This is a genomic window from Microbulbifer maximicatervae (SeqCode) (genome assembly GCF_052467505.1).
This window is the reverse complement of the sequence record NZ_CP174313.1, coordinates 1,858,595-1,880,889: the sequence shown is the minus strand read 5'-3', so window position 1 is coordinate 1,880,889 and position 22,295 is coordinate 1,858,595. Positions and strand designations below refer to the sequence as shown.

Annotated in this window: 25 protein-coding genes and 1 riboswitch; of the genes, 8 read left to right on the top strand and 17 right to left on the bottom strand. The window is 48.2% G+C overall.

The features are described 5' to 3' along the window. Positions 1-143 precede the first annotated feature (143 nt). The 4 genes from ACJJIN_RS08240 (at position 144) to ACJJIN_RS08225 (ending at position 4,356) form a co-directional block, all read left to right on the top strand. Positions 144-797 carry a hypothetical protein gene (locus ACJJIN_RS08240; protein ID WP_444897662.1) on the top strand — a complete coding sequence of 218 codons (654 nt, stop codon included), beginning with the start codon at positions 144-146 and terminating at the stop codon, positions 795-797. A gap of 270 nt (positions 798-1,067) precedes the next feature. After that, positions 1,068-2,063 carry a zinc-dependent alcohol dehydrogenase family protein gene (locus ACJJIN_RS08235; RefSeq protein ID WP_444897661.1) on the top strand — a complete coding sequence of 332 codons (996 nt, stop codon included), beginning with the start codon at positions 1,068-1,070 and terminating at the stop codon, positions 2,061-2,063. Between the two features lie 250 nt (positions 2,064-2,313). Continuing rightward, a complete protein-coding gene (locus tag ACJJIN_RS08230; protein ID WP_444897660.1) occupies positions 2,314-3,270 on the top strand; it encodes an antibiotic biosynthesis monooxygenase in 957 nt (318 codons plus the stop codon). A gap of 138 nt (positions 3,271-3,408) precedes the next feature. Further along, on the top strand, positions 3,409-4,356 hold the full coding sequence (locus ACJJIN_RS08225) for a DUF5996 family protein (RefSeq protein WP_444897659.1): 948 nt from the start codon (positions 3,409-3,411) through the stop codon (positions 4,354-4,356). A gap of 18 nt (positions 4,357-4,374) precedes the next feature. On the opposite strand, the gene ACJJIN_RS08220 is transcribed toward ACJJIN_RS08225, so the two are convergent. From ACJJIN_RS08220 to ACJJIN_RS08205, 4 genes are all read right to left on the bottom strand, one after another. Next, a complete protein-coding gene (locus tag ACJJIN_RS08220; protein ID WP_444897658.1) occupies positions 4,375-4,854 on the bottom strand; it encodes a low molecular weight protein-tyrosine-phosphatase in 480 nt (159 codons plus the stop codon). Positions 4,855-4,895: 41 nt separating this feature from the next. After that, complete coding sequence (locus tag ACJJIN_RS08215; protein WP_444897657.1) at positions 4,896-5,624, bottom strand: hypothetical protein; 729 nt, start codon at positions 5,622-5,624, stop codon at positions 4,896-4,898. A 24-nt stretch (positions 5,625-5,648) separates the two neighbouring features. Then, entirely contained in the window at positions 5,649-6,317 is a 669-nt protein-coding gene (locus tag ACJJIN_RS08210) for a class I SAM-dependent methyltransferase (protein ID WP_444897656.1), read from the bottom strand. A gap of 212 nt (positions 6,318-6,529) precedes the next feature. Beyond that, on the bottom strand, positions 6,530-7,441 hold the full coding sequence (locus tag ACJJIN_RS08205) for a LysR family transcriptional regulator (protein WP_444893545.1): 912 nt from the start codon (positions 7,439-7,441) through the stop codon (positions 6,530-6,532). Between the two features lie 106 nt (positions 7,442-7,547). On the opposite strand from ACJJIN_RS08205, the gene ACJJIN_RS08200 reads away from it, so the two are divergent. Continuing rightward, the gene (locus ACJJIN_RS08200; protein ID WP_444897655.1) at positions 7,548-7,847 is read left to right on the top strand and encodes a GFA family protein; all 300 of its coding nucleotides are present in this window, start codon (positions 7,548-7,550) and stop codon (positions 7,845-7,847) included. Between the two features lie 67 nt (positions 7,848-7,914). Here ACJJIN_RS08200 and ACJJIN_RS08195 read toward each other — a convergent pair whose 3' ends face one another. The 6 genes from ACJJIN_RS08195 to ACJJIN_RS08170 all read right to left on the bottom strand — a co-directional run bounded on the left by ACJJIN_RS08195 (position 7,915) and on the right by ACJJIN_RS08170 (position 13,151). Next, positions 7,915-8,358, bottom strand: a complete 444-nt coding sequence (locus ACJJIN_RS08195) for a YtoQ family protein (protein ID WP_444893547.1) — start codon at positions 8,356-8,358, stop codon at positions 7,915-7,917. A gap of 156 nt (positions 8,359-8,514) precedes the next feature. After that, on the bottom strand, positions 8,515-8,982 hold the full coding sequence (locus tag ACJJIN_RS08190; protein ID WP_444897654.1) for a nuclear transport factor 2 family protein: 468 nt from the start codon (positions 8,980-8,982) through the stop codon (positions 8,515-8,517). 165 nt (positions 8,983-9,147) lie between these two features. Then, positions 9,148-10,029: a phosphotransferase gene (locus ACJJIN_RS08185; RefSeq protein WP_444897653.1), complete on the bottom strand. Its 882-nt coding sequence runs from the start codon at positions 10,027-10,029 to the stop codon at positions 9,148-9,150. Between the two features lie 12 nt (positions 10,030-10,041). Beyond that, a complete protein-coding gene (gene pnuC, locus ACJJIN_RS08180) occupies positions 10,042-10,692 on the bottom strand; it encodes a nicotinamide riboside transporter PnuC (RefSeq protein ID WP_444897652.1) in 651 nt (216 codons plus the stop codon). Continuing rightward, entirely contained in the window at positions 10,685-10,948 is a 264-nt protein-coding gene (locus ACJJIN_RS08175) for a hypothetical protein (protein WP_444897651.1), read from the bottom strand. The genes pnuC and ACJJIN_RS08175 overlap by 8 nt, the downstream gene beginning before the upstream one ends. 61 nt (positions 10,949-11,009) lie before the next feature. After that, positions 11,010-13,151 (bottom strand): TonB-dependent receptor, encoded by a 2,142-nt coding sequence (locus tag ACJJIN_RS08170; RefSeq protein WP_444897650.1) that lies wholly within the window; start codon positions 13,149-13,151, stop codon positions 11,010-11,012. Positions 13,152-13,206: 55 nt separating this feature from the next. Further along, positions 13,207-13,322: riboswitch (TPP riboswitch) on the bottom strand. Between the two features lie 61 nt (positions 13,323-13,383). Between ACJJIN_RS08170 and ACJJIN_RS08165 the strand changes: the two genes are divergently transcribed. Then, a complete protein-coding gene (locus ACJJIN_RS08165) occupies positions 13,384-14,220 on the top strand; it encodes an SDR family NAD(P)-dependent oxidoreductase (RefSeq protein WP_444897649.1) in 837 nt (278 codons plus the stop codon). A gap of 407 nt (positions 14,221-14,627) precedes the next feature. On the opposite strand, the gene trmA is transcribed toward ACJJIN_RS08165, so the two are convergent. Beyond that, positions 14,628-15,716: a tRNA (uridine(54)-C5)-methyltransferase TrmA gene (trmA, locus tag ACJJIN_RS08160; protein WP_444897648.1), complete on the bottom strand. Its 1,089-nt coding sequence runs from the start codon at positions 15,714-15,716 to the stop codon at positions 14,628-14,630. Between the two features lie 53 nt (positions 15,717-15,769). Between trmA and ACJJIN_RS08155 the strand changes: the two genes are divergently transcribed. Then, on the top strand, positions 15,770-16,174 hold the full coding sequence (locus ACJJIN_RS08155) for a secondary thiamine-phosphate synthase enzyme YjbQ (protein WP_444897647.1): 405 nt from the start codon (positions 15,770-15,772) through the stop codon (positions 16,172-16,174). A gap of 308 nt (positions 16,175-16,482) precedes the next feature. Here the strand turns inward: ACJJIN_RS08155 and ACJJIN_RS08150 are convergent, their stop codons facing one another. From ACJJIN_RS08150 to rimK, 5 genes are read right to left on the bottom strand one after another with little or no spacing between them, the layout of a single operon-like run. Further along, complete coding sequence (locus tag ACJJIN_RS08150) at positions 16,483-16,977, bottom strand: DUF1003 domain-containing protein (RefSeq protein ID WP_444897646.1); 495 nt, start codon at positions 16,975-16,977, stop codon at positions 16,483-16,485. Next, on the bottom strand, positions 16,949-17,437 hold the full coding sequence (locus ACJJIN_RS08145; RefSeq protein WP_444897645.1) for an ATP-dependent zinc protease family protein: 489 nt from the start codon (positions 17,435-17,437) through the stop codon (positions 16,949-16,951). Before ACJJIN_RS08145 ends, ACJJIN_RS08150 begins: the two co-directional genes overlap by 29 nt. After that, a complete protein-coding gene (locus ACJJIN_RS08140) occupies positions 17,421-17,948 on the bottom strand; it encodes a mechanosensitive ion channel domain-containing protein (protein WP_444897644.1) in 528 nt (175 codons plus the stop codon). The genes ACJJIN_RS08145 and ACJJIN_RS08140 overlap by 17 nt, the downstream gene beginning before the upstream one ends. Before the next feature lie 29 nt (positions 17,949-17,977). Beyond that, complete coding sequence (locus ACJJIN_RS08135) at positions 17,978-19,030, bottom strand: succinylglutamate desuccinylase/aspartoacylase family protein (RefSeq protein ID WP_444897643.1); 1,053 nt, start codon at positions 19,028-19,030, stop codon at positions 17,978-17,980. Further along, entirely contained in the window at positions 19,030-19,935 is a 906-nt protein-coding gene (gene rimK / locus ACJJIN_RS08130; protein WP_444897642.1) for a 30S ribosomal protein S6--L-glutamate ligase, read from the bottom strand. Before rimK ends, ACJJIN_RS08135 begins: the two co-directional genes overlap by 1 nt. 208 nt (positions 19,936-20,143) lie before the next feature. Here rimK and ACJJIN_RS08125 point away from each other — a divergent pair, with 208 nt between their 5' ends. Continuing rightward, a complete protein-coding gene (locus ACJJIN_RS08125) occupies positions 20,144-21,007 on the top strand; it encodes a LysR family transcriptional regulator (protein WP_444897641.1) in 864 nt (287 codons plus the stop codon). Between the two features lie 167 nt (positions 21,008-21,174). On the opposite strand, the gene ACJJIN_RS08120 is transcribed toward ACJJIN_RS08125, so the two are convergent. Next, on the bottom strand, positions 21,175-22,200 hold the full coding sequence (locus tag ACJJIN_RS08120; protein WP_444897640.1) for a Gfo/Idh/MocA family protein: 1,026 nt from the start codon (positions 22,198-22,200) through the stop codon (positions 21,175-21,177). Positions 22,201-22,295 lie beyond the last annotated feature (95 nt).

Sequence of the window (22,295 nt, the reverse complement as noted above, 5' to 3'; positions counted from 1 at the left end):
GCACTATTTGGTAACTAATGTGCTTGTCTGCTTTTGGGTGCTGCGAATTGCTAAGTTTGGCTTGCATTGTGTGTTTTCTTGGTTCTGCTTGGGTCTCAAGGGGTGTAACCGTGATGTATTAAGGAAGGTATTTGGGGGGAGATGTGGGATTAACTTTTAAATTAGCGCTGGTGTTAGTTGTTCTTGCGGTTTTGATTCTGGTATATGCAACTGTTTCCTATAAAAAATATAAGTGGATAGCGGTTGAGTATCCTGTTGATGATACAAAAAAGGGGAGAAGTGAATTTAACTTCCGATCGCAACTAAGTGTGCCCTACGAGCTGGAGTTGCAGACAGAAAGGGTACTTGATTTTCGCGAGCAAAATTGTCGGTTGGGTATTCAATTTCTTGATAAGGAAAATAGTAAAGATCACCCTGAAGCGCTGGCTATCGATTGGGCAATTTTAGAGGAGGGGGTCGAGGTTGCAGTGGGTAAGAGCGGTGACAAGGCCTCAGGATTTTGGGGGTCAACAATGGGAAGAACACTGCATGTATTCGAAACAATAAAGGGCAGGAATTATACCATTCTAGCTTCTGTGATAGAGCCTGACCCTGCACTTGCTGTTACGGACCCGGTGCTTAAGGTGGTAATTGATCGGATAGAACATAAAAGTGCCGTTATTTACTTCGGCCTGCTTAATTTAACTTCTTTTCTGCTTATTGTTATCGCTGCTGCAATTTGCTTCATTGGACTTACTACTGGGGTGGAAGGAAAGAATACACCGCACTCGAGACACGCTGTGAATACATCCCTGTAAGCTCCTAATCGGCATCCATGCCTCATAGGGTCCCAAGCGCGGTGTATTCTTCCCTTCTCCCTTTTTAGTATCTTCAAGTGGCTGACTTGAAATTGCTAGCTTGAACCACACATAAGTAGATCCAAATGGCGATTTGTAAATGGGTTTGATTTATCAGGAGGAATCTAAATGGCCCCACTGTTAATAAGCGTCAAACTCTAGTGTTCATGGTACATTTTGTACAGCGTGAAGGTCGTTGTTCATAATCAATCGAAAAAAGGATACGGCGATATGTTAAAGGCGGAATATCAAGAGCGCGGACCAGTGCCGCAGGATGTTATTGAGGCGGTGTCCTTTGATACCCCTGAACTTCAAGAGGGGCAGGTGTTGCTGGAGATGCTGGCAGCACCAATTAACCCTTCAGATGTTCTGACCCTGACGGGCGATTATGGGATGTTGCCTCCTCTTCCTGCGGTTGGAGGCAATGAAGGTGTTGCCAAGGTCGTCAAACATGGACCTAATGTTACCGCGCCAGCCATTGGCCAGGTCGTTCTCCTGCCGGTAGGAAGCGGCACCTGGGCTACACATATGGTGGCCAATGCCCAGGGGCTGATTCCGCTCCCGAATAATGTAGACCCTCTACAGCTTTCCATGATAACGATTAATCCGCCAACAGCTTACTTGCTGTTGAGCGAATTTGTAGATCTCAAGGAGGGGGATTGGGTTATTCAGAATGCCGCAAATTCAGGTGTGGGGTCTTATCTGACAACCCTGGCCAAGTTGCGGGGCCTGAAAGTGATCAATGTTGTCCGCCGTGAGTCTTTGATTGAGCCGATGAAGGCCGCAGGCGCTGATGTGGTTCTCGTGGATGGTGAGCACCTGGGTAAGCGAGTGGCTGAGGCTACTGGTGGTGCTGAGATCAAGCTAGGCATTGATGCAGTTGGTGGAATGGCAACTGCTCGCATGGGCGAAGCTCTGTCAAATGGCGCAACCTTAGTGAATTATGGCGCACTTAGCGGGGAACCCTGCGTTATCGCACCGGGGATGATCATCTTTAAAGATATCACCGTGCGCGGGTTCTGGCTGGCCAAGTGGTTTGGCTCCGCATCCCCAGAGCGGCAACAGGAAGTTTTTGGCACTATCACAAAGCTTGTAGCGGAAGGTAAGTTATCTGCACCAGTTCATGGCACATACCCTCTGTCTGAAATCAAAGAGGCGGTACGAATAGCTGCGGCAGGTGGACGTGACGGCAAAGTGCTGGTTGTTAGTGAAAGCCTGACTAGCTGATTGCGCGCGCATTTATTTTTCTAGCGGAAGTGTCACCCAGATAGGCGACACTTCTGCAGATCGCTTCGTCATTCGTACGGAGCGTTACTTCCCAAATGCTACCCTTGATGTCAGTCCTGACATTTCGTCTAAGTTTGTTTGTTGCGATAGTTTTCAGCAAAAGCATTCGTTCGCAAAAATGAACACAAATACATTCTGCTTGAATAATACTTTGATCTCTAGTTCATCCGCCGGAGGCTGTTGCCAGATAATGGAAGAGGGTTCCAGTGCTTGTCTTGTATTGTCTCAAGAGGTGCCAAAGTACCTGGGGGATGAGTATCGATCATGGCATCAGAAGCTGGTGGATGTTGCGCTAGATTGTGATGGGCTGCTCGAGGTGAATTTGTTAGAGCCCGTTTCTAATATCCAAAATGAGTGGGTTCAAATATTTCAATTTGATACGGTTGCTCACCTTGAAACGTTTCTTGGAAATAACTTACTTAAAGACCTAATTGCTTTTTTAGAGAAGAAATTCTCGGTTGAAGTAGTATCTCAAGTTATCGCTGGTGCAGATCAACTAACAGTGCCCGTAACGATTGTGATATCCAAAAAAGTGAAGCCTGAATTTTTTCGCGAATATATGCAGTGGCAGAAAGAGATTGATAAAGCACTTAAAAAATATCCAGGCTTCTTGGGCGCTGGTCTAACTAAGCCAATAAAGGGTATTCAAGAGGAATGGGTTGCAATATTTCGATTTGACTCCAACAAGCATTTAAACAACTGGCTTAATTCTGATGAACATAAGCGATTGGTAAAGCGTGGTGAAGGATTTTTTGAAGATGTAAAAATAAAGCGGATAGGGCATGGCTTTGAGGATTGGTTTTCTCGGGCTCGTGGCCGAGCTCAAGACACTGCGCCCTCGCAGTGGAAAATGGCCATGCTCATTTTATTGATGTTATATCCGATAGTTATGGTTATTACGATGTGGTTGTTACCTTTGGTAGAGAGTTGGCCCTTTGCGACGACTAACTTCTTTATCAACTTATTAATTGTTACGTCGCTTACTTGGGTGGCGATGCCGCTGATAACTAGAGCTTTTAATACTTGGTTGTCTGACAAGTCAGGAAAGCTAACAAAAATCAACACTATCGGAACCCTTATCATTATTGTTCTTTATGGGGTCTCGATAATGCTTGTTGCTTGGCTGTCGAGTCTGAATTTAAGGTAGTCTTTCATGATGATCAAAATAGAGCTGTTTATCTGTTTTTAGTTTTTTTCGGATGGGGTATTTTTAGTGGTCTAAGCTTGGCGGTTAACAGAAGGCACTAGGTATCGAGCGAGTCAAAGGATAGATGGAGCACGTAAAGTGAGCAACTTAAAGAATCGGTCTGAGAGTAAAGACTGGCCAGAGTTACCCTACGCTGAGTCGGTAAATACGATTGCCACCCTGCATATGTGGATGCAGGTTATTGGCAAGATTCGCCTGGTACAAACTCCTTGGATCAATCACTCCTGGCATGTTCCTTTATATATTACCGCCAGAGGGCTGGAGACATCCCTTATCCCATACGGAGGGCGGTCGTTTTCTATTGGCTTTGATTTCTATCATCACGTACTGAAGCTGTTGACCACTGAGGGGGGAGAATGGGTATTACCCTTGGAGTCCCGCACAGTCTCTGATTTCTACTGGGAAGTAATGGCTGCACTCAAGCAGCTAGGTATACCGATTGAGATTAACACCATGCCATCCGAAGTGGCGGACGCGATACCCTTTGAGAGGGATCAGGATAACTACGAGTATGATCCTGAATATGCTCAACAACTATGGCAGGCGTTGGTGCAAATTCATCGGGTTTTCACTGAGTTTCGCAGTCGCTTTATTGGCAAGTGCAGCCCAATTCATTTTTTTTGGGGAAGTTTTGATTTAGCACTTACCCGTTTTTCTGGCAGGGAGGCGCCTCCGCACCCTGGAGGCGTTCCACACTTTCCCGATTGGGTGGCCAGGGAAGCCTACTCTCATGAAGTTAGCAGTGCCGGTTTTTGGCCTGGTGGCGGTGGTGTAGATGGTGCTTGCTTCTATTCATATACTTACCCAGAGCCCCAAGGATTTCCCGAAGCAAGGGTCGCGCCCGCCTCAGCTTACTATTCCAAAGATCTGGGTGAGTTCTTGCTGCCCTATGATGCGGTGAGAGCTTCACGTTCCCCTGATGAGACGCTGTTTGATTTTTTGCAGAGTACTTATGAAGCCGCAGCCGATAAGGGAATGTGGGATAGGTCTGCCTTGGAGGAAAGTTTCCCCCCACAAGCCCGGTAGAATTTGTGGGGGCTTTGCTTACTCTCTGCTTTTAAGCTGCTCGATAAATGCATCAGATGCTTGTTCTATAAGCTGGAGAATATGTTGAAACCCTTCAATACCACCATAGTAAGGATCGGGTACTTCAGCTAAATCACTATCTTGCAACACGGATAAAAATAACCCTAGTTGGGCGCCTGATGAATCAGGCTGTAAGGATTGCAGTGCTTCCAGGTTATCTTTGTCCATCGCAAAGATGTGATCATATTTTGTAAAGTCGGTGGTGGCTACCTGGCGAGCGTAGCTATTTTCAAATGAATAGCCATTTTCTTCACCAATAGCCAAAGTTCGCGGATCTGGTCGCTTACCCGCGTGGTAGCTGATAATGCCCGCAGAGTCGACGGAAACAGGAATATCCGCCTGCTGTGCCTTGGTGCGGAAAACGGCTTCCGCTAAGGGGGAGCGACAAATATTACCGAGGCAGACAAATAATATCGAGAGATCTGAATTGGCTGTCAAAATAGCTCCAAGATACTTCGGGTACATTAAAGAGGCGCATTTCAATCAAAATATCGAATGTTTACACGCTGGCTATCAAGGGTAATAGAAAGTACAGCTTTAGTTTCAATATAAAATGGCTGATTTTCATTTGAAACATAGTTGGGATTAAGCTGCTTTTTTGTGAAAGAGACTGCATTCTCTGTTGTCCAGTAAGCTTGCTCTGGTCCCCAGTTTTCAGGCTTTAGCTCGTATAGTAAGTCCAAAGTATTTTCAGATAGCTTGTAAACCTGTAAGGCATTTTCATTAAAACCGGCGTCCAGGTCTTGTTCGGCAACAAAAAGGTAGCCGCCTTGTGGAGACAGCAAAGGGTAGCCGGCAAGAGAATATTCATGGCCGTTTCTCAGGTCGAGCAAAATATAGGAATGTGCTTCCCAGAGCTGTTGATGAATCAGTAGCAGGTTATCAGTTATTTGCTCAATTGCAGAGTAGGCTATATGTTCTACGGGATTATTAGCGGGAAGGATGTCTGTGTACGTCAGTGATTTTCCGCTATTCAGGGCTATAGTCAGGTGCCCTGGTTGCGTCCGCTGGATATGGTTGACCTGATTACTCAATCCACTTTCGATTGACCGTGCACAGTTTAGAGAATTGTGAATATCAATGCACTCAAATTTATCTTCAAACACACTGAAATGCAGGCCCAGGCAATAAGTGGGAGCTACTGCTAAAGCTGACAAGGGAAGGAATATCAGTGGACTATTCAGCCCCAACTTAAACGAGAACTTCATCCTCATAAGTGCCCTATAGATACTCTAGCCAGTGATTTTGTACCGCGCACTGAATAGTGCTACACACCCGCGAACCTCTATTTTGTACTCCTTAAATCGACTGGCAAGGAATGTATTGAGGTCCTCTTCACAATCCTGAGTATTAGAAAATATTCCTTTCTTATTGTAGATAGCCATTAATTTCTTGGCAGCTCCACTTTTCGGTACTCCTTCAGACAGGATGGTGGAACCAAATACAGTGCCTGATTCCGATAGCAGGGTTGCGACATTGTCTAGCGCAACCAATTTTTCTGACAGCTTGCCGGGGAGGCAGTGAAATAGGTAATTTAAGGAAATTGAATCAAAAACTTCAGTCTCTAAAGTGATTTTATCCAGGACATTGCAGCGGAACTGTGTTGGATTATACCGGGCCACTCTTTGCGCTGAGATATCCAAGCTGTTTTGGTTCAGGTCCATCAGGGCGAGGCGGACTTTGTTGGAGGGGAAATGGCACTTGTCCATAAAGTAGCCCGTTCCAACACCTACATCCAAGTGATTGGAGGATATATTTCGATTGAAGTGCTCTAATATTCCAGGAGTTGGGCACTTCCAAATAAAACGGTTTGATATGCCCAGAACCCACATGTCATAAAGCCAAAGTACGGGTTTGGAATAGACAGCTTGGCCCTGTTCGACCTCTTTAGTGATTGTCACTTCAATCTCCAATGTATGACTCTTGTGCGGCTTTACCAATAAAGGAGAGGGGATGTATCTACAGTGTATTTCGAGAGTATTGTTTTCACTCTCTTCAGCCCCAGTAGCAAGTCGCTTATTATTGTTCTATGGTACCACCTAATGTGGTGCTAAACAGCTGAGTGTTTCACAGAGAATCTCTAATCGCTGCAGAGTTCTTTAGTGGCACATTCTCACTCATCAAACAGGCTAAAGTCATACTCCTGCAAGCGCTCTTGTGCAAAGTTCAAAAACACGTCAATTTTCTTTGAATCTTTTCGCTTTACTTTATAGATAGCACCTACAGTTTTATCTTTTCGCTCCAAGTCAGGGAGTACCTCTACCAGTCGCCCCTTTTTGATATCCCGTTGGCAAAAATAGGAGGGGAGCTTGGCAATGCCATTCCCGTTTAATGCTGCTGCTCGGGTATGGAAGGTTTTATTGGAGATTAAATTTCCATTGAATTGGTAGAACTTCCCATCAATTGACCAGCCATCTTCCAGGCCGTCAAGGCGGGTTAGCATGATGTTGTGTTGGCTGAGCTCGGCAATGGATTTGGGGCAGCCGTGTTCTTCCAGATAGGTCGGCGCGGCAATAAAAATAGGGCGGATACTAAATAGGGGCTGGGCGTAAAACTGGCAATCGGGCAGGGTTTCCCAGACTCGAAAAGCAATGTCGATATCGTCCTCGATTAAATCCAGGTGGTAGGGGCTGAAGATAAGCTCCAAGCTGAAATCGGGGAATGCTTTCTGGAAGTCATTGCAGATATGACTGAATACTTTTAAGCCGAGGGTTTCCGGAAAAGTAATTTTTAATTTTCCTCGGGTGAGCGTTGCCGCCTCTGCAATCTGGTCTTCCAGTTCGGTGAATGAGCTGATTATTTTTTGCCCTTTCTGGTAAGCAATCCTTCCGGCGTCTGTGACAGCGATTGCCCGGGTGGTGCGATTGAGTAATACCTGGCCAAGGGCCTGCTCAAGTTGGGCGAGAGTCTTGCTTACGGTGGGCGTAGACAGGCCCAAGTGCTTGGCAGCTTTGCTTAAGGAACCGTGATCAACAACACTGCAAAAAACGTTGATCAAGTGGTATTTGTCGTACTCTCTGCGCACAGACTGTTTCCTTAAAGCTAAAAGATCTTTTCAATATATCCCCTTTGTTAAATTAAAGTAAATAGTAAACTGCTTCCCCATACTAATCGACCAGGGAGATAAGGCTATGAATCCATTAACTTGTCATTGTGGAGCGATTCATTTCAACAAGCTTATAGATGCCCTGTTTGTACCAGCGGGCCAAAGGGGGCACGCTGATACTGAAGTCGCTATCCATATCAGCGATCCTGAAAAGTCACTGCGCAAATATCACTTTAAAGAGGGGGCTTTACGGGAGAAGGCATTCTGCAAGCACTGCGGTGCGGAAATCTATGCGATCAATCGTAGCGGCGAGGTAGTGCACAACCCGTTAGCAGAGGCAGCCTCTCGGCCGAACTATGCCGGTGTCCTTAATTACGGCTTTTAACTGGCAGCACCTACTGATTGTGCAGTTTTGTCAGTAGATGCCTGCCGGCTTGCTATCCAGAAGCTCTTTAGGCCTGAGTGGTTAAGTACTTCAGGATATCGACAACCTGTGCGGGGGTCTGTGCCCAGGCCTGGGCGGCACCGTCCACCTCCTTGAGTGCGTGCACCAAGGATTCATCGTGAAGTGTGATATAGGACTTGCCTAAGGCTGCACAAAAGCCGGCATCAAATGCGGCGTTCCATTGTTTGTATTTTTCGCCAAATCGAATCACCGCCAAATCACAGTTTTCAATCAGGTGCTTGATTCGGATTGCGTTAACTTTGGCTGATTTGTGATCCCGCCAGAAAGCGTTCTGCTCCTCACCCAGGCCATCACCAGCGGCATCGCTGGCATCGTGATTGGTGACTGCGGAAGAGAAGGAGATATCCAGCCCTTCTTTTTGGCAACCTTCGATAATTTGCGCACGCCAATCGGAGTGGATTTCGCCGGAGAGGTAAACTTTAAGCTTCATTGAGTGGCCCTTTAGAACTGGAGACTAATATGCAATTTAGAGTCACATACTAGCACTTGGAAGCTTTGAAATCCGGTAGTTGTTCTAGTTGGGAGGGGACAGAGAGCGATCAAATGGACACAGGCCCTGTGCGGGCAGGGCCTGTAAGGCACTTTATTATAGGACCTGTTGCTCGAACTGGACGTCTTTGGGGAATTTCTCTGCGGGCAGGCGGGTTGAGTGCAATTGGGCTACTAGCCACTTGCCATCGATTTTCTTAACAATGGCGCTTTCCAACCACACCGCTTCTTTATTGCCATCCTTGGATTTAAAAATGGACTTGGTCCAGTAGTTGATGGTCAGCAGGTTCTCACGCTCTTCAAAATTGATAATGCTGAAGTAGTTGATTCTTTCCAGCTTTGAGGGTTTGGGTTTCATTACGGCGATAAGGTCTTCAATATCCCAGACTTCACCGTGCTCAAGGAGTATAAAATCGTCGCTGACGCCGTCTCGCATAGCCTGGTGGTCCAGGTTTGAAAGCGCAGCAAACAGCCCGTCTATCGTTTTAAAACCCTCGGGTTTCTCTGCCGCTTGTGCGTTGATTGCGATCAAGGTAAGTAGTATTGCAAAAAATGATCTGATCACAGGAGTACCTCTGTGGTTATTTTTGGGGTGTGAAAAAGGGGGGTATTTTAGCCGAGTCGGGCCCTAGTTGAATTACCTCGACAGCAACTTCGAAAGCAACTTGGATTGCGCCGCAGTGACTGAAAGTCGCTTCTTGGGGATTGGGCCTATTCTAGCAGGGATTACTCAGCTGAGGCTGTGAGCCGATAGGCCTTTCAATAACTGTTGGGCTTTTTTCCCGATAAATCTCCCTTGCTCCGGGGACCTTAGGGTTTGGTTACTCCATTGTACCCCGTGCCAGAGAACACAGAGGTAGCCGTAGATCAGCTGCCATAACTCCAAGCGTTGATTGTCTTCAGGTGACACGGTGCGATTAAGATAGCACTCCAGTAATAGATTTTGCTCTCGCTGATTCAAGTTGTGTTCCTCTACCAAAACAGCGAGGTCATAGAATTTATCCCCCATTGCCGCGTATTCCCAGTCGATAGCGTATAGCTTGTCAGAGGGAGCCCAGATCAGGTTGCCGCCGGTTAGATCGTTGTGGCACAGGCAAATTTCGTCGCCCATCCGATAAGCGGCGCCAATTAATTGCGGAAGTTTCTCTTGCAGTGTGTCGAGCAAGTGGAAATAACTGGCTCGCTTGTCGATAAACTGCCTGTAACATGGGATTTTCTCACCGATGTTTAATTGGGCATCAATTGCAGGGGAGCCGTGTATACGGCGCAGCAGATCGGCAAGTTTTTCCAAACTGTGGGCGACATTTTTATCCCAGGAAGTGCCTTCGATATAGCGGGTCACCAAATATCGGTAATGCGAGTCACAGTAAACCAAAGGGGCACAACTGTCGGAATATGTGGCAGCTTGCAGGGCCTGCTGTTCAGCAGCCCTGTCGAGATTGAGCTGATCGCTGATGCTGGAGTTTATCCGCAGCACCATCAGCTGATCGGCGGACTCAACCAGAAAGGCGTTATTGGTTAGCCCCCCAGCCAGGGCCCTGACCACCGTTGGTCGGGCCTTGCTCCAATGATGCCAATCGTTGGGGATGATGTTGCTCAAGTCCTGGCTCATATCAGTTGGTCACTATGCCGCTGCTATTGTTTGAGGAGCGCTATCGGGTTGTTGTTTCTCTTTTCGGAAAATGGCTAACCACTGGAAATAGCCAATCACAACCAGCACCAGGTACAGCATAAACAATACGGCAGTAAGGTAGAGTTCTCTGTCCAGGTAGAGATAGATTGAAGCACCGTCTACAACAATCCAGTAAAGCCAGTTTTCCAGTACCTTCCGGGTAACCATATAGGTGGTGACGATTGCCCCCAGAGTCGTGAATGAATCCAGGTAGGGGAGGGCGGCACTGGTGTTGCGATCCAGCAGGTAGCCGATCAGTAAAGTCAGTATCAGGGTAGCGCCAATAACTATTGAGTGGGTTTTTCCGCTCCAGCGATGGATTTTTAAATCGTCTTGCCGGTTGCGGTGATTTCTCCATTGCCACCAGCCATAAACTGCCATCAGCAGATAGAAAACCTGTAGTGCAGACTCCATTAACAGGCTGACATCCCAAAACAGAAACAAGTAGATCGTCGTACTGACAAAGGCGGCATACCAGCAGCTGATTTTCTCTCTCATGGCCAGAAGTAAATAAGCCAGAGCCAGTATTACAGCGGCTACCTCCCAGAGGGACATGGCCGCAATCGAAGCGCTGATTGCGGTGCTGATATCCTGGTCAAACATGCGCTTCTCCCGGGGCCAGGTCGCCGTCAATAAACTTGCATACAAAAATGGCGCGGCCAAACTGTTCGTAGGATTTGCGCATTTCCAACTTGAGCATATCCATCAGCAGATCGTAATCGCCAAACACCTGAGTACTCATTGTATTGGTGATTACCTTGAGTTCTGGGTGGCTGTTTAACTGTGCGATAAACGCTTGAATAGCCGGGATGTACTCATCCTTTAACGGATACATACTGATTTCGACAGAGAGCTGCATAATTTCCCTCTTGATAGAGAGTTCTGGAGCAGCGAAGCGCTGCCCCAAAGTCACTGAGTGATTAGAAGGTGTAGGTGCCTGTTACCCCGGCAATTCGGGGCTCACCATACTGATAGTAGGGCTCGGGTGCGTAGCCATTAGCCGGGTTGTTGCCATACTGGTTACTGAAGTAAAACCCGCGCACATAGTAATCTTCGTCAGTCAGGTTTCTTCCCCACAGGGCAACATCCCAGTTATCTCCCTGGTAGGTCAGACGAGCATTGACCAGTTCGTAGGCTGTGGATTTTTCGTCGTGGCTGTTTGAGAAGTAGAATTCGTCTTTACCCTCAAGCTCCAATCGCAAGATCAGGTTGGGAAGCAGATCGATTTCTGTACCGGTGAAGAACTGGTAGTTGGGGGCGTGAGCGATATCGCGGCCATCCAGATCAACCGCTGCCAACACTGTTCCTGCGTAGTCATCGCGGGCATCGACGTGGGAACTGCTTTCGTAGTCTTTAAATTCCGCATTCAGCCAGCCAGCAGAGGCGAAAAAGCGCAGGGCTTCGGTAGCCTGATAGTTCAGTTCCACCTCCAAACCAGTAGTACTTCCGCCGGCTGCGTTGGCAAGGTAGTCACTAAACGAGTAGTCGGCAGGGTTAAAGATAGAAACCTTGGCCTGAACGTCATCCCGGTCCTGGTAGAAAGCCGCAACCTGGGCTTGCAAACGATTCTCCAGCCAGCTGCCCTTAATACCTAATTCATAGTTGAGCATATGTTCGGTATCGAACTCGAACATGTCACTGTTGATGTCAGTATTGCTTGTTGATTCTGAGATGATTCTGCCGTTTACACCGCCGGCTTTATAGCCCCGGGAAACCGTAGCGTAGAGCAGGGTGTTGTCGGTGTAATGGTATTGCAGGGAGATATTGCCGCCCCACAGGTTTTCTCCATTATCTGCATCGATGCTATAGGAATCAGAGTAATCGGCCTCGCGTCTTTCCAATCTCAGGCCGGTGATCAAGTTGATCGCTGGGGTGATTTCCGTAGAGAGCTGGCCGTAGATGGCAGAGTTTTCAGTATCAAAAGTGCTGCGGAAGCTCTGGTTGCGATTTAGGTCCTCGCGCTCCGTGCGGCCATAAAGGCCCACAACCCAGTGGCTGCGATCCCAGAATAACTTGGACTCTTCGGTAGAGAGTACGCGAAGGTCAATACTGATATTGTCTTTATCGCGCTGGTAATTATCCGTTGAGCTGTATTCCCAGGAATGAAAGCCGACATAGCTCCAATCCTCATCGTAGCCATATTCAGTATCTGAATCGGCGAGGCTGAGGGTGCCTTCAAGGGTAAAGTTCTCGTTACCAGACCATTGAGCAGTCAATGCGCCGGCAAAGGTTTCCTGGCGATCCCAGCCGGGCTGGTCAGATTGGGTTTCACGGGTATTATAGAGAGAGAAAGCATCGTAGCCGTTATCAACGTCGATATAGAAGAGGGTAACGCCCAGCTTTAAATCGTCGGACGGGGAGTAGGCCAGCTTACCGCGCAGTACAGACTCATCAATATTGCTGGTGTCATCGCGGTTGAGGTACACATTCTCGGTATAGCCGTCGGATTTGCGTTTGCTGGCAGCCAGTCGATAGCCAAGAGCATCGCTCAAAGAACCACTGGTAGCTGCGGACAGACTCTGTCCATTGTACTCACTCAGCTCGGCGGACACCTTGGTGGTCGACTCACTGGTGGGCGCTGCACTGGTCATGTTGATCAGGCCGGCCAGGGCATTAGCGCCGTACACCGTGCCCTGTGGGCCCCGCAGGATTTCCACTTGATCGATATCCAGGGTGCTGGCTGCGAGCCCCAGGCCAGTAAAGTCGATACCGTCGATGATCAGGCCAACTGAGGGGTTTACTGGATCGATAAACTGGCTGCGCTCACCAATGCCGCGAATCTGTACAAATCGTCCCCTGGAGGCGCCAGACGAAAAATTCACATTGGGCGCCATGTTCAAAAGCTGGTCCAGGTTGGCCGCGCCCCGCGCATCGATCGCGCTTTCATCCAGTACGGTAACACTGGAAGGTAGCTCCAAAAGGTTGGTTTCCCGTAGCTGTGCCGTAACCACCACTTCCTCAAGCCCGGTTTCTGCGGTATTAGCGGTGGCGATACCGGCGAACAGGCTGCTGGCAAGGCTGACAGACCAGGCAATAGGGTGGGTGGGAAACTGTTTTTTCATGGTTCTCTCTCGAATAACGGCAGTGAAAGAGACCCGGAGTGCGACGTGGGGAGGTTTTGCTTTGTCTACCTATTCCTACGCCGGTATTAACCGGATCAGGTTCAAGGGTTTGTCACGACAGACCAATTTGATCCCCGGACATCTCAGGCAAGGCCACCCCTTAGGTTTTGCGGGCGCGATGATAGCAGAAACTGGGGTATAAAGTGGTAAAAGCAAGGAAGGGAAAGCGCTTATGGATCAGGTATCTTACTTCAGTGGCAAGACGGCACTGATTACCGGTGGTGCTTCTGGAATCGGTGCGGCCTTGGCCTGTCGACTGGCAGCATTTGGGGCTCAAGTCATTATCGCGGATATCCAGCAGGACCTCGCTACGCAGGTTGTCAGCCAAATACAGGAGTCCGGTGGGAGAGCATCGTTTGTTCACTTGGATGTTCGTAACTATGATCAATTTTTTCAGGTCATTAGTGAAGTATCTCCGTTAGATTTCCTTTTTAACAATGCTGGCGTAGGAGTTGGAGGATATTTTTCCGATCATAATGTTGAAGATTGGAAAGCGGCGATTGATATCAATTTGTTTGGCGTTATTCATGGGCTCCAATGTGGTTTCCAGGCCATGAAGCGCCAGGGCTCTGGCCATATTATCAATACTGCCTCGATGGCGGCTTTAGTTCCGTCGCCAGCAATGGCTGCCTACTCAGCTTCCAAGAGTGCTGTGGTAGCAATATCAAAGGCTATTCGCCCTGAGGCCGAGTCCTGCGGTGTACGAGTGAGTGTTTTGTGTCCCGGGGCAGTATCAACGCCGATTTTGCAGGGAGGTGGCGTCAATGGGCGGATGCCAACTCCCATTCCTCCTCAACAGCAGGCAGAAATGTTCGAGCCTCTGGGGCCAATATCTGCTGATGCTTTTGCAGAAAAGGCTTTGTCTCAAATTGCAAAGAACAAAGAAATCATTGTTGTGCCAGCAAAACTTAAGTTGCTGTGGTGGCTGGAAAGATTGTTTCCCTCTTTGCTGTGTCGCCTTTCCTTTAAACAGATGGAAAAAATACTTCAGCCGTTGGGACTAAAATAATTGTATCTTTGGAAAGGCGGAGTAAATTGGGAAATGATAATTTCCTGTGACCACTGTGGTGAAGTTTGGGAGTTTTCTGCTAAGACCCTGTCGAATATTCAAGGAATAGCACGGGATTTTCCTGAGGGGCGCATTACTGCAAGCTTAGTAAAGGCGCTGAGAAGGGAACTTAAGCTGCCCATGCTCTACAGCAAAAATTTTGCTAATCATTTGACTATGAGAGAGGGGTGCTGTTTTTTCTGCCAGGAGCCCTTGGGGATAGCGGAAACTTTTATAAAACACTGTCGGGGCTGTGGTGCCTTGAATTTGGATCGCAGATTCGCCTAATAGGGAGTAGCTAATTTAGAAGCTCCCAGCGCGCCGAAATAACAGCACGCCGGGGTGGGGTAGAGGAATAACGGAAGCGATTACTTCTTCACCAACAATAAACCTGTTTCAGTATGGTCGGTATAGGGGAACTGATCGAAGAGCGCGAAGCGCTCGATGCGATGGGTTTTGGTCAGCGATTCCAGGTTTTCCAATTGGGTTTCCGGGTTGCAGGAGATGTACAGGATTCTCGGGAAGCGGGCGACCATCGCACAGGTGTCTTCATCCAAGCCCGCTCGGGGGGGATCAACCAGGACGGTGGAGAAGTCGTAGCTATCCAGATCTATATCCTTAAGGCGGCGAAAGGGGCGTACCTTATCGATGGCCTGGGTAAACTCTTCACTGGATAGACGTACGATATCCAGATTGGTGATCTGGTTGTTGGCGATATTCTCCTGGGCCGAATTTACCGATACCTTGGAGATTTCAGTGGCCAGGACCTTGCGGAATTTCTCGCTGAGCGGGATGGTGAAATTGCCATTGCCACAGTAGAGCTCCAGCAGATCGCTATCACTGTCTCCGCAGGCACTTCTCGCCCACTGGATCATGGAACGACAGATCGCTCCATTGGGTTGGGTAAAGCTGCCTTCCACCTGTTTGTACTGGTAAGTTTTCCCATCGATATCCAGTTTTTCGGTAACGAAGTCACGCTCCAAAACCACTTTTTGCTTGCGCGAGCGCCCCAAAATCGGGAATCCCAGCTGTGCCTGGAGTGCTTTGGCTTCCTGCTCCCAGGTCTCATCCAGTTTCTTGTGGTAGATCAGCGTAATCAGCGCATCACCATTCAGCGTGGTAAGAAACTCGGCGGAGAACAGGCGTTTGCGTAGGACTTCGCTATTATTGACAGCAGCCAGCACCTTCGGCATCAACTGGTTCATCAGCTCAGAGCCGACGGTAAACTCATCGATGATAAAGGGCTTCTTGTACTCACCCTGGCGGTACATGGCGTAATTGGCTACACCTCCCTCATGCCACACCTTGAATTCGGCGCGCAGACGGTAGTGAATGGGCGGGGAGGGGAAGAGTTCCGGCTCCAGGTCAGTGAACTTGCTGTAAGCCTCTTGCAGGCGCTCGGCCTTGTTTTGAAGCTGTTGTGGGTAGTCGTCAGTATTAACGCGGTACAGTGCCATATTACAATGCGGTGTCAGTACAAAAAGCGGGCGCGAATTATATAGGAAACCGTATGGCAATAGGTGAGATAAAAATTCCGGTTCATGGACAGGGGCTTCACGAGTTTACCGGCAGTGTAGTTGATTGGGTCAGTGATCAGGCCCTCGATGAGGGTCTGTGTACACTTTTTATACAGCACACCTCTGCAAGTTTACTGATTCAGGAAAATGCCGACCCCAGTGCGCGCCGTGACCTTGAGAACTGGCTCAATCGACTGGTGCCGGAAAATGACTCGCTTTATACCCATACCCTTGAAGGGCCAGATGATATGCCGGCTCATATCAAATGCAGCCTTACCGCGACCAGCTTGTCCATTCCAGTGCAAAAGGGGCGCTTGATGCTGGGTACCTGGCAGGGGATCTATCTTTGGGAGCACCGCCATCACCACGGGGCTCGGCACGTTATCCTGCATATTTGATTCAATACCGCGCGTTGGTGGCGATAGCTAGATGGCTACGCCAACTGCTTGGCAGTACTGTCTCTCCAGTCGGGTGCAAAGTCGTCTAGCTGGATCAGGCCACATTCAAAACTGCGCTGCTAGATGCGACAGAGATCATCACTTATGACGCCTGTAGCGGGGAACGACTCTGTGAAAGTCTCTGGCCCCCCACTACTTGGATGCGCCCGAAGCGCTAGTGGGCGATTGCAGTTCATCTCCGGCCAATAAGCGCTGATCCATACCAGAATTTGGAGGTGCGCTTTATAGGGGGAGTGAACTTTTAATCACTAATCAATGGAAACGGCGATACCGTTTTTTAAAGAATCAAGCTTCTCATGTAGTCGCATGACTTCAATTTCCAGCTTTAGATTGATCTGGAACGCGGCTTCTTGCTTGAGTCGGTCTTTCTCTGCTTGGCGATTTTGAGACATCATAATTATAGGAGCTTGGAAAGCTGCAAGTGTTGATAGTCCTAAATTCAGCAATATATAGGGGTATGGATCAAAGGCGTTATCGGCCATAAAAAAATAACTGTTGGTAATAATCCATACCGCGATAATCAAAAAGAATAGGCAGATAAAGCTCCAAGACCCTCCGAAACGTGAAACTCTATCAGCAACTCGCTCACCGAAAGTGAGTGACTCAACATAAGTATCATTGACATTCTCTGCCAAGGTCGTTTGATCGGCGATACTGTTGATGACTCGCTTTTCGGAAGTGCCAAGCTCTTTGATATCCTTTCCCATCAGGGCCTTAGTTAAATTCTGAAAATATTTTTTCATCTCTTCCGCTCCTTTCAGTCAATGGGGAGTCTGTGATCATAAAGTTTTCTGAGGGGTCAATCAGAACCCGGCTGCCCATACCCTCACGCCCCAGTAGCATGAGGTAAGACATATCAGATCTGTCTGTCAGCGTAATTTCAATCGGCCATTGCTGGCCAGCCAAATCAAGCTGGGTTTTGACCACATAGCGTTCCTCAGATTTTCCATTAGATGACTTGATGCGTCGAACATCAAAAAGTGGTGATTCACAAGCAACTACCTTATCAACATTATGGATATCTGGGTGGATATCAAAGGTGACCCAAGCACGACCATTTTTTTTCAAACGCCGGATGTTATCCACGTGCAGAGAAGATGTTTTAGCACCAGTGTCCACCCTTACATGTAAATCGGAGATGCTTAATTCTGGTAAATTACAGACCTCTATTGCACCGATTGTAATTTTATTTGTTGATTTCATCTTCAACATCCTTTTTCACTGGCTTATTGCGAGTGATTCTTACGGCCTTTTGAAATACCAATGAATTCGGATAGGTGACTATCGCATTAGCTTCATCATGCATAATGACATGAAACAGAGTTATCTCTTTGACTTGTCCAATAACCGTATTGTCTCCATCAATAATCTCCACCCAATTTCCCACTCGATAAGGGAAGAAAAAAAATACAATAATACTGGCAGTGGCATTACTTAGCAGGGACCATTGGGCAAACAGTGCAACACCTAAAAAAGCCAGAGACGATCCGACCAGTACGCCCACGTCCTCAACACTGCTACCCGTCAGCGCAATGCCAGCTACGACACCAATAAATACCCAAACCAGCTGTATGGATTTGATGACATAATCGATACGGCTTTCATCAATATGGCGTTCAGCACCTACTCGATTAACTAGTATTTTTATTGCCCGATTACCTAGGATTAAGCCGATAACTACAGTTAGCAATATCCCGGCTGTGTATAGACCCATAAATTTCTCCTATTACTGCATCTGTCTAATCAATCTACTATTGACTCAATATCAGGCGAAGACAGCTCAGGGCTTTCTTCAAGTACCACCTGCATTTTTTCAATGATGGAGGCAATGTTTTCGTCACTTTCCGAAAAATAAGCTATATGGAACATGGCATCACCTTCCTGCGCCAATGGGATGTTCTGCTTACCGATGATAATGCCGGACTTATTTGCAGTGACCTTGGCTAAACTATCTCCGAAAGGTGTACCTATGTCTGCCAGAATATCGCCTTTGGTAACCTGATCGCCCAGCTCTTTTAGAGTGTTCACGAACCCACTGGCAGAAGCGCGTATCCAAGTACTGTTGTTGGCCACAAAGGGCATCACTTTTTTTCGCCTGATCTTGCGCTTTAGCATGCCCAGCTTGCTCAATACATTGATAACACCACGAACTCCGGCCCGAATCGATATTTCATCAAAACGTAATGCTTGACCTGCTTCATAAAGTAAAATCTTTGTCTCCCATTCCACTGCGGCTTGACGCAGTGAACCATCCCTCAGGTTGGCATTGAGAAGTACTGGTACACCAAATGCCTCTGCTAATGCTCGGGTTTCTGGATCTGACAAATTCGCTCGAACTTGTGGCAGGTTAGAGCGATGGATGGCGCCAGTATGTAAATCAATGCCATAGTCGCAGTGCTGAACGACCTCCTCCAGAAAAATAGAAGCGACCCTTGCAGCCAATGAGCCTTTTTCAGAGCCCGGAAAACAGCGGTTCAGATCGCGCCTGTCGGGCATGTAGCGGCTCTGGTTGAGCACGCCATAGACATTCACCATTGGCACCAGAATCAAACTCCTTATCTTTAGATTCAGGTATTTTGAGTTAATCAGGCGGCGAATGATCTCTATGCCATTCAGCTCATCGCCATGCACTGCGGCTGAAACGAACAGCGTTGGCCCCGGTTTTTTTGCACGCACGACGTGAATAGGGATAAAAATATCCGTATCGGTGTACAGATTTGCTACCGGTATTTCCAAGCGCCTTGATTGGCCGGGGAGGATGTCCACTCCGGCAATCGTCAACTTATTGTCTTGCATCAGCCTTTCCCCCGGGTGCGGGTGTGATTGGGCTTGGCTTTGGCTTCGATAAACTCATAGATCATACCGGCGACATCCTTGTTGGTTGCTGTTTCTATACCCTCCAGCCCAGGAGAAGAGTTGACTTCCATCACCACCGGCCCGTTCTTGGATTGCAAAATGTCTACGCCACACACACTTAAGCCCATAACTTTGGCGGCATTTACCGCCGTAGTGCGCTCTTCTTTGGTCAGGCGCACCAGCTTTGCTGAGCCTCCGCGATGCAGGTTAGATCGGAATTCCCCCTCCGCTCCTTGCCGCTTCATGGCTGCAGCTACCTTGCCCCCAACAACCAAGCAGCGGATATCGGCGCCTCCGGCCTCCTTGATAAACTCTTGCACCAATATGTTGGCTTTTAGCCCCATAAAGGCTTCGACAATGCTTTCGGCAGCCTTGTTGGTTTCAGCCAGCACCACCCCGATACCTTGGGTACCTTCCAGTAGTTTGATCACAACAGGAGCACCCCCCACATTTCTGATCAAATCCTTAATATTGTCGGGTTTGCTTGCGAATCCAGTTCTGGGCAAGCCCACATCCTTGCGAGACAACAGTTGCAGCGAGCGAAGTTTGTCTCGAGAGCGGCTAATAGCCACAGATTCATTGACACAGAAAGTGCCCATCATCTCGAACTGACGTACAACAGCCGTGCCATAGAACGTGATTGAAGCGCCTATTCGGGGAATGACGGCATCGTAATACGGCAATTCTTCACCGTGATAGCGAACGGTCGGGCGGCTTCGGGTAATGTCCATGTAGCAGTGCAGTGTGTCGATAATGTCTACCTGATGGCCACGAGCCTCTCCGGCTTCTTTCAAGCGGCGAGTGGAATACAACCCTGGGCCCCGGGACAAAATTGCGATTCTCATATGAAGTTCTCCTAGGGCTAAAATGGGCGCATTTAGCCAAATTTTTCAACTTTGATAAATATTACTGGTTGTTGATTTTGTTGCTTAAATCGGCTTATATCCTATAAATACAGAGCCTCAGATCTGGCGGCGATCTTACGTCCTCCCAGAACCCTGGGTAAAACGAGTTATTTTTTTGTTTTTGATAAAATATTTTGATTGAAGTGGTATGAATACAGACCTTTTGCGCACTTTTTTGGAGGTTGCGAAGACCCGTCACTTTGGTCGGGCTGCTGAGAACCTGTTTTTGACCCAATCAGCGGTCAGTTTTCGGATCAAACAACTGGAAGGTGTAGTTGGGGTGAAACTGTTTACCCGCGAGCGCAACAATATACTGCTCACCCCAAGTGGTGAGCGGTTGTTACCTCACGCGGAAAACTTACTAGCGGGCTGGCAGGCCGCGCTACAGGATGTAGGTGTAGCCGACCAGAAGTGCTTGCAAATATCGATTGGAGGGACATCAAATTTGTGGGATACCTTCTTGCAGTCCCTTCTTCCGCAAATGGCTGGGGCATTTCCGGGCCTCTATTTGCGTACCGAGATTAACCCTCAGCGAGAATTGACAAGGGCACTCCTCAGTGGTCGATTAGATATTGCGGTACTTTTCGATCCACCCAAGGTATCGGAGCTGAGAACCAGCCCAATAGGTGAGATGGAACTGATGTTTGTCTCTAGCGAAAATGTCTCCTGTGCGGAGGATATTGAGCGCCTAGGTTATATCTTTGTAGACTGGGGGACAGCGTTTAACTTACAGCATGCCAAGTTCTTTGATCAGGCTATTGCGCCAGTACTGCACACAGGACAGAGCCACATAGCACTAGAGTTCTTGTTAACGCATGGTGGAGCTGCATTCCTGCCCAGCAATCTAATTGAACCTCTGCTTGCAGAGCGCAAGCTGTTTGAAGTGAAGCATGTTCATCGTGCCAGCCGCAGTATTTTTGCAGTCTTTAATGAGGAAAGTGAAAACAATAAGGCCTTTATGCCAGTGGTTGAGTTTTTAACCCAGCGTGCGGCCAAAACGTTATCAGTCTAGGTAAAAAATTTTCGTCAGGCTGAGTTCTTTTCGTTTTACAGCAGGGAGAGTTTCCCCAGTATTTGTTTGCCAGCATATATGGTACGACGGTTAGTTATGACCACAGATTTCAATATTGTGGCCGACATGGCCAAGAGAGCAATCTCGATAGGCATTAATGGCGATAGCTAGACGGCTACGCCAACTGCCTGGCAGTACTGGTCGATCAATGACTGGGTTGCGCGGGCCCTCTCGATAGCCTGGATACGATCAACTTTATTATCTGGGGTTGTTAAGTGGCAGAAGTCTTCGATCATCTGTACCGCCTGCGATCGCTCTATTGGCACTTGCTGGTGCTCGAACTCGTCTGGGGATGCCTCCCCCCGGCGAATCACAAATTCTGGCGTATATTCAGGGTTGTAAAAGACTGCGCTGTCTCTCCAGTCGAGCACAAAGTTATCCAGTTGGATCAGGCCGTTTTCACCCAGAATATCCAGGTCCATTTGCCAAACGCCTGAGTCATAGCCGAAGTCAAAAGTTGAAGTTTGTCCGCTGGCAAATTCAATCAGGCCCGCACCGCTAATAATGGTCCCTGTTTGCGAGTCCCGCTTTATCGCTCCTGAAATTGTCTTTATTGCTCCTGTAGGGCGCATATATTCGACGATTGCACGCATGTTGTACCAGCCGATATCCCCGATTGCGCCAGTGGGTTCTTTTTGTGAATTGAAGCGAATATTGTCGCGGTCCATCATTGGGATAAAAAAGGCGCTGTGAACTCTATTAACTTGGCCCAGATAATTTTTTTGCCGCTGAATAATCTTGGCAGTGCGGGGGTGATGGGTGAAATGTGTGGCATCCATAAATGCCAATCCTTCAGACTGAGCCTTGGCGGCAATTTTGTCGACCGAGGCAGTATTGAGAAAAGGTTTTTCGCAGAGAAGATGCTTATGGTTGGCCAGTGCCGCGAGGCAGATTTCCTCGCGGCTGGTGGTGGGGCTAGCCACGTAAATGGCATCCGAATCTTGCGCTTCTAGCAGGGATTTCCAATCCTCGTAGGTATTGGGAATTTGTTGCTCACGGGCAAACTCCTTGGCTTGCGAATACCGTCTGCTGGCAACGGATGAGAGGCAGGCACTGTTAGCTCGACTGATTGCCTTGCAGGTAAAGTTGGCAATCGCGCCACTGCCGACTATTCCAAAGCGCAGCTTTGGCATTGGATGACTCCTGGTGAGATTTAAAATTGAGAGCGATAGATTGCGCTTCTACCAGAGTCTAGAGCAGGTGATTGATGGGGGCGGTCAGCCGGATA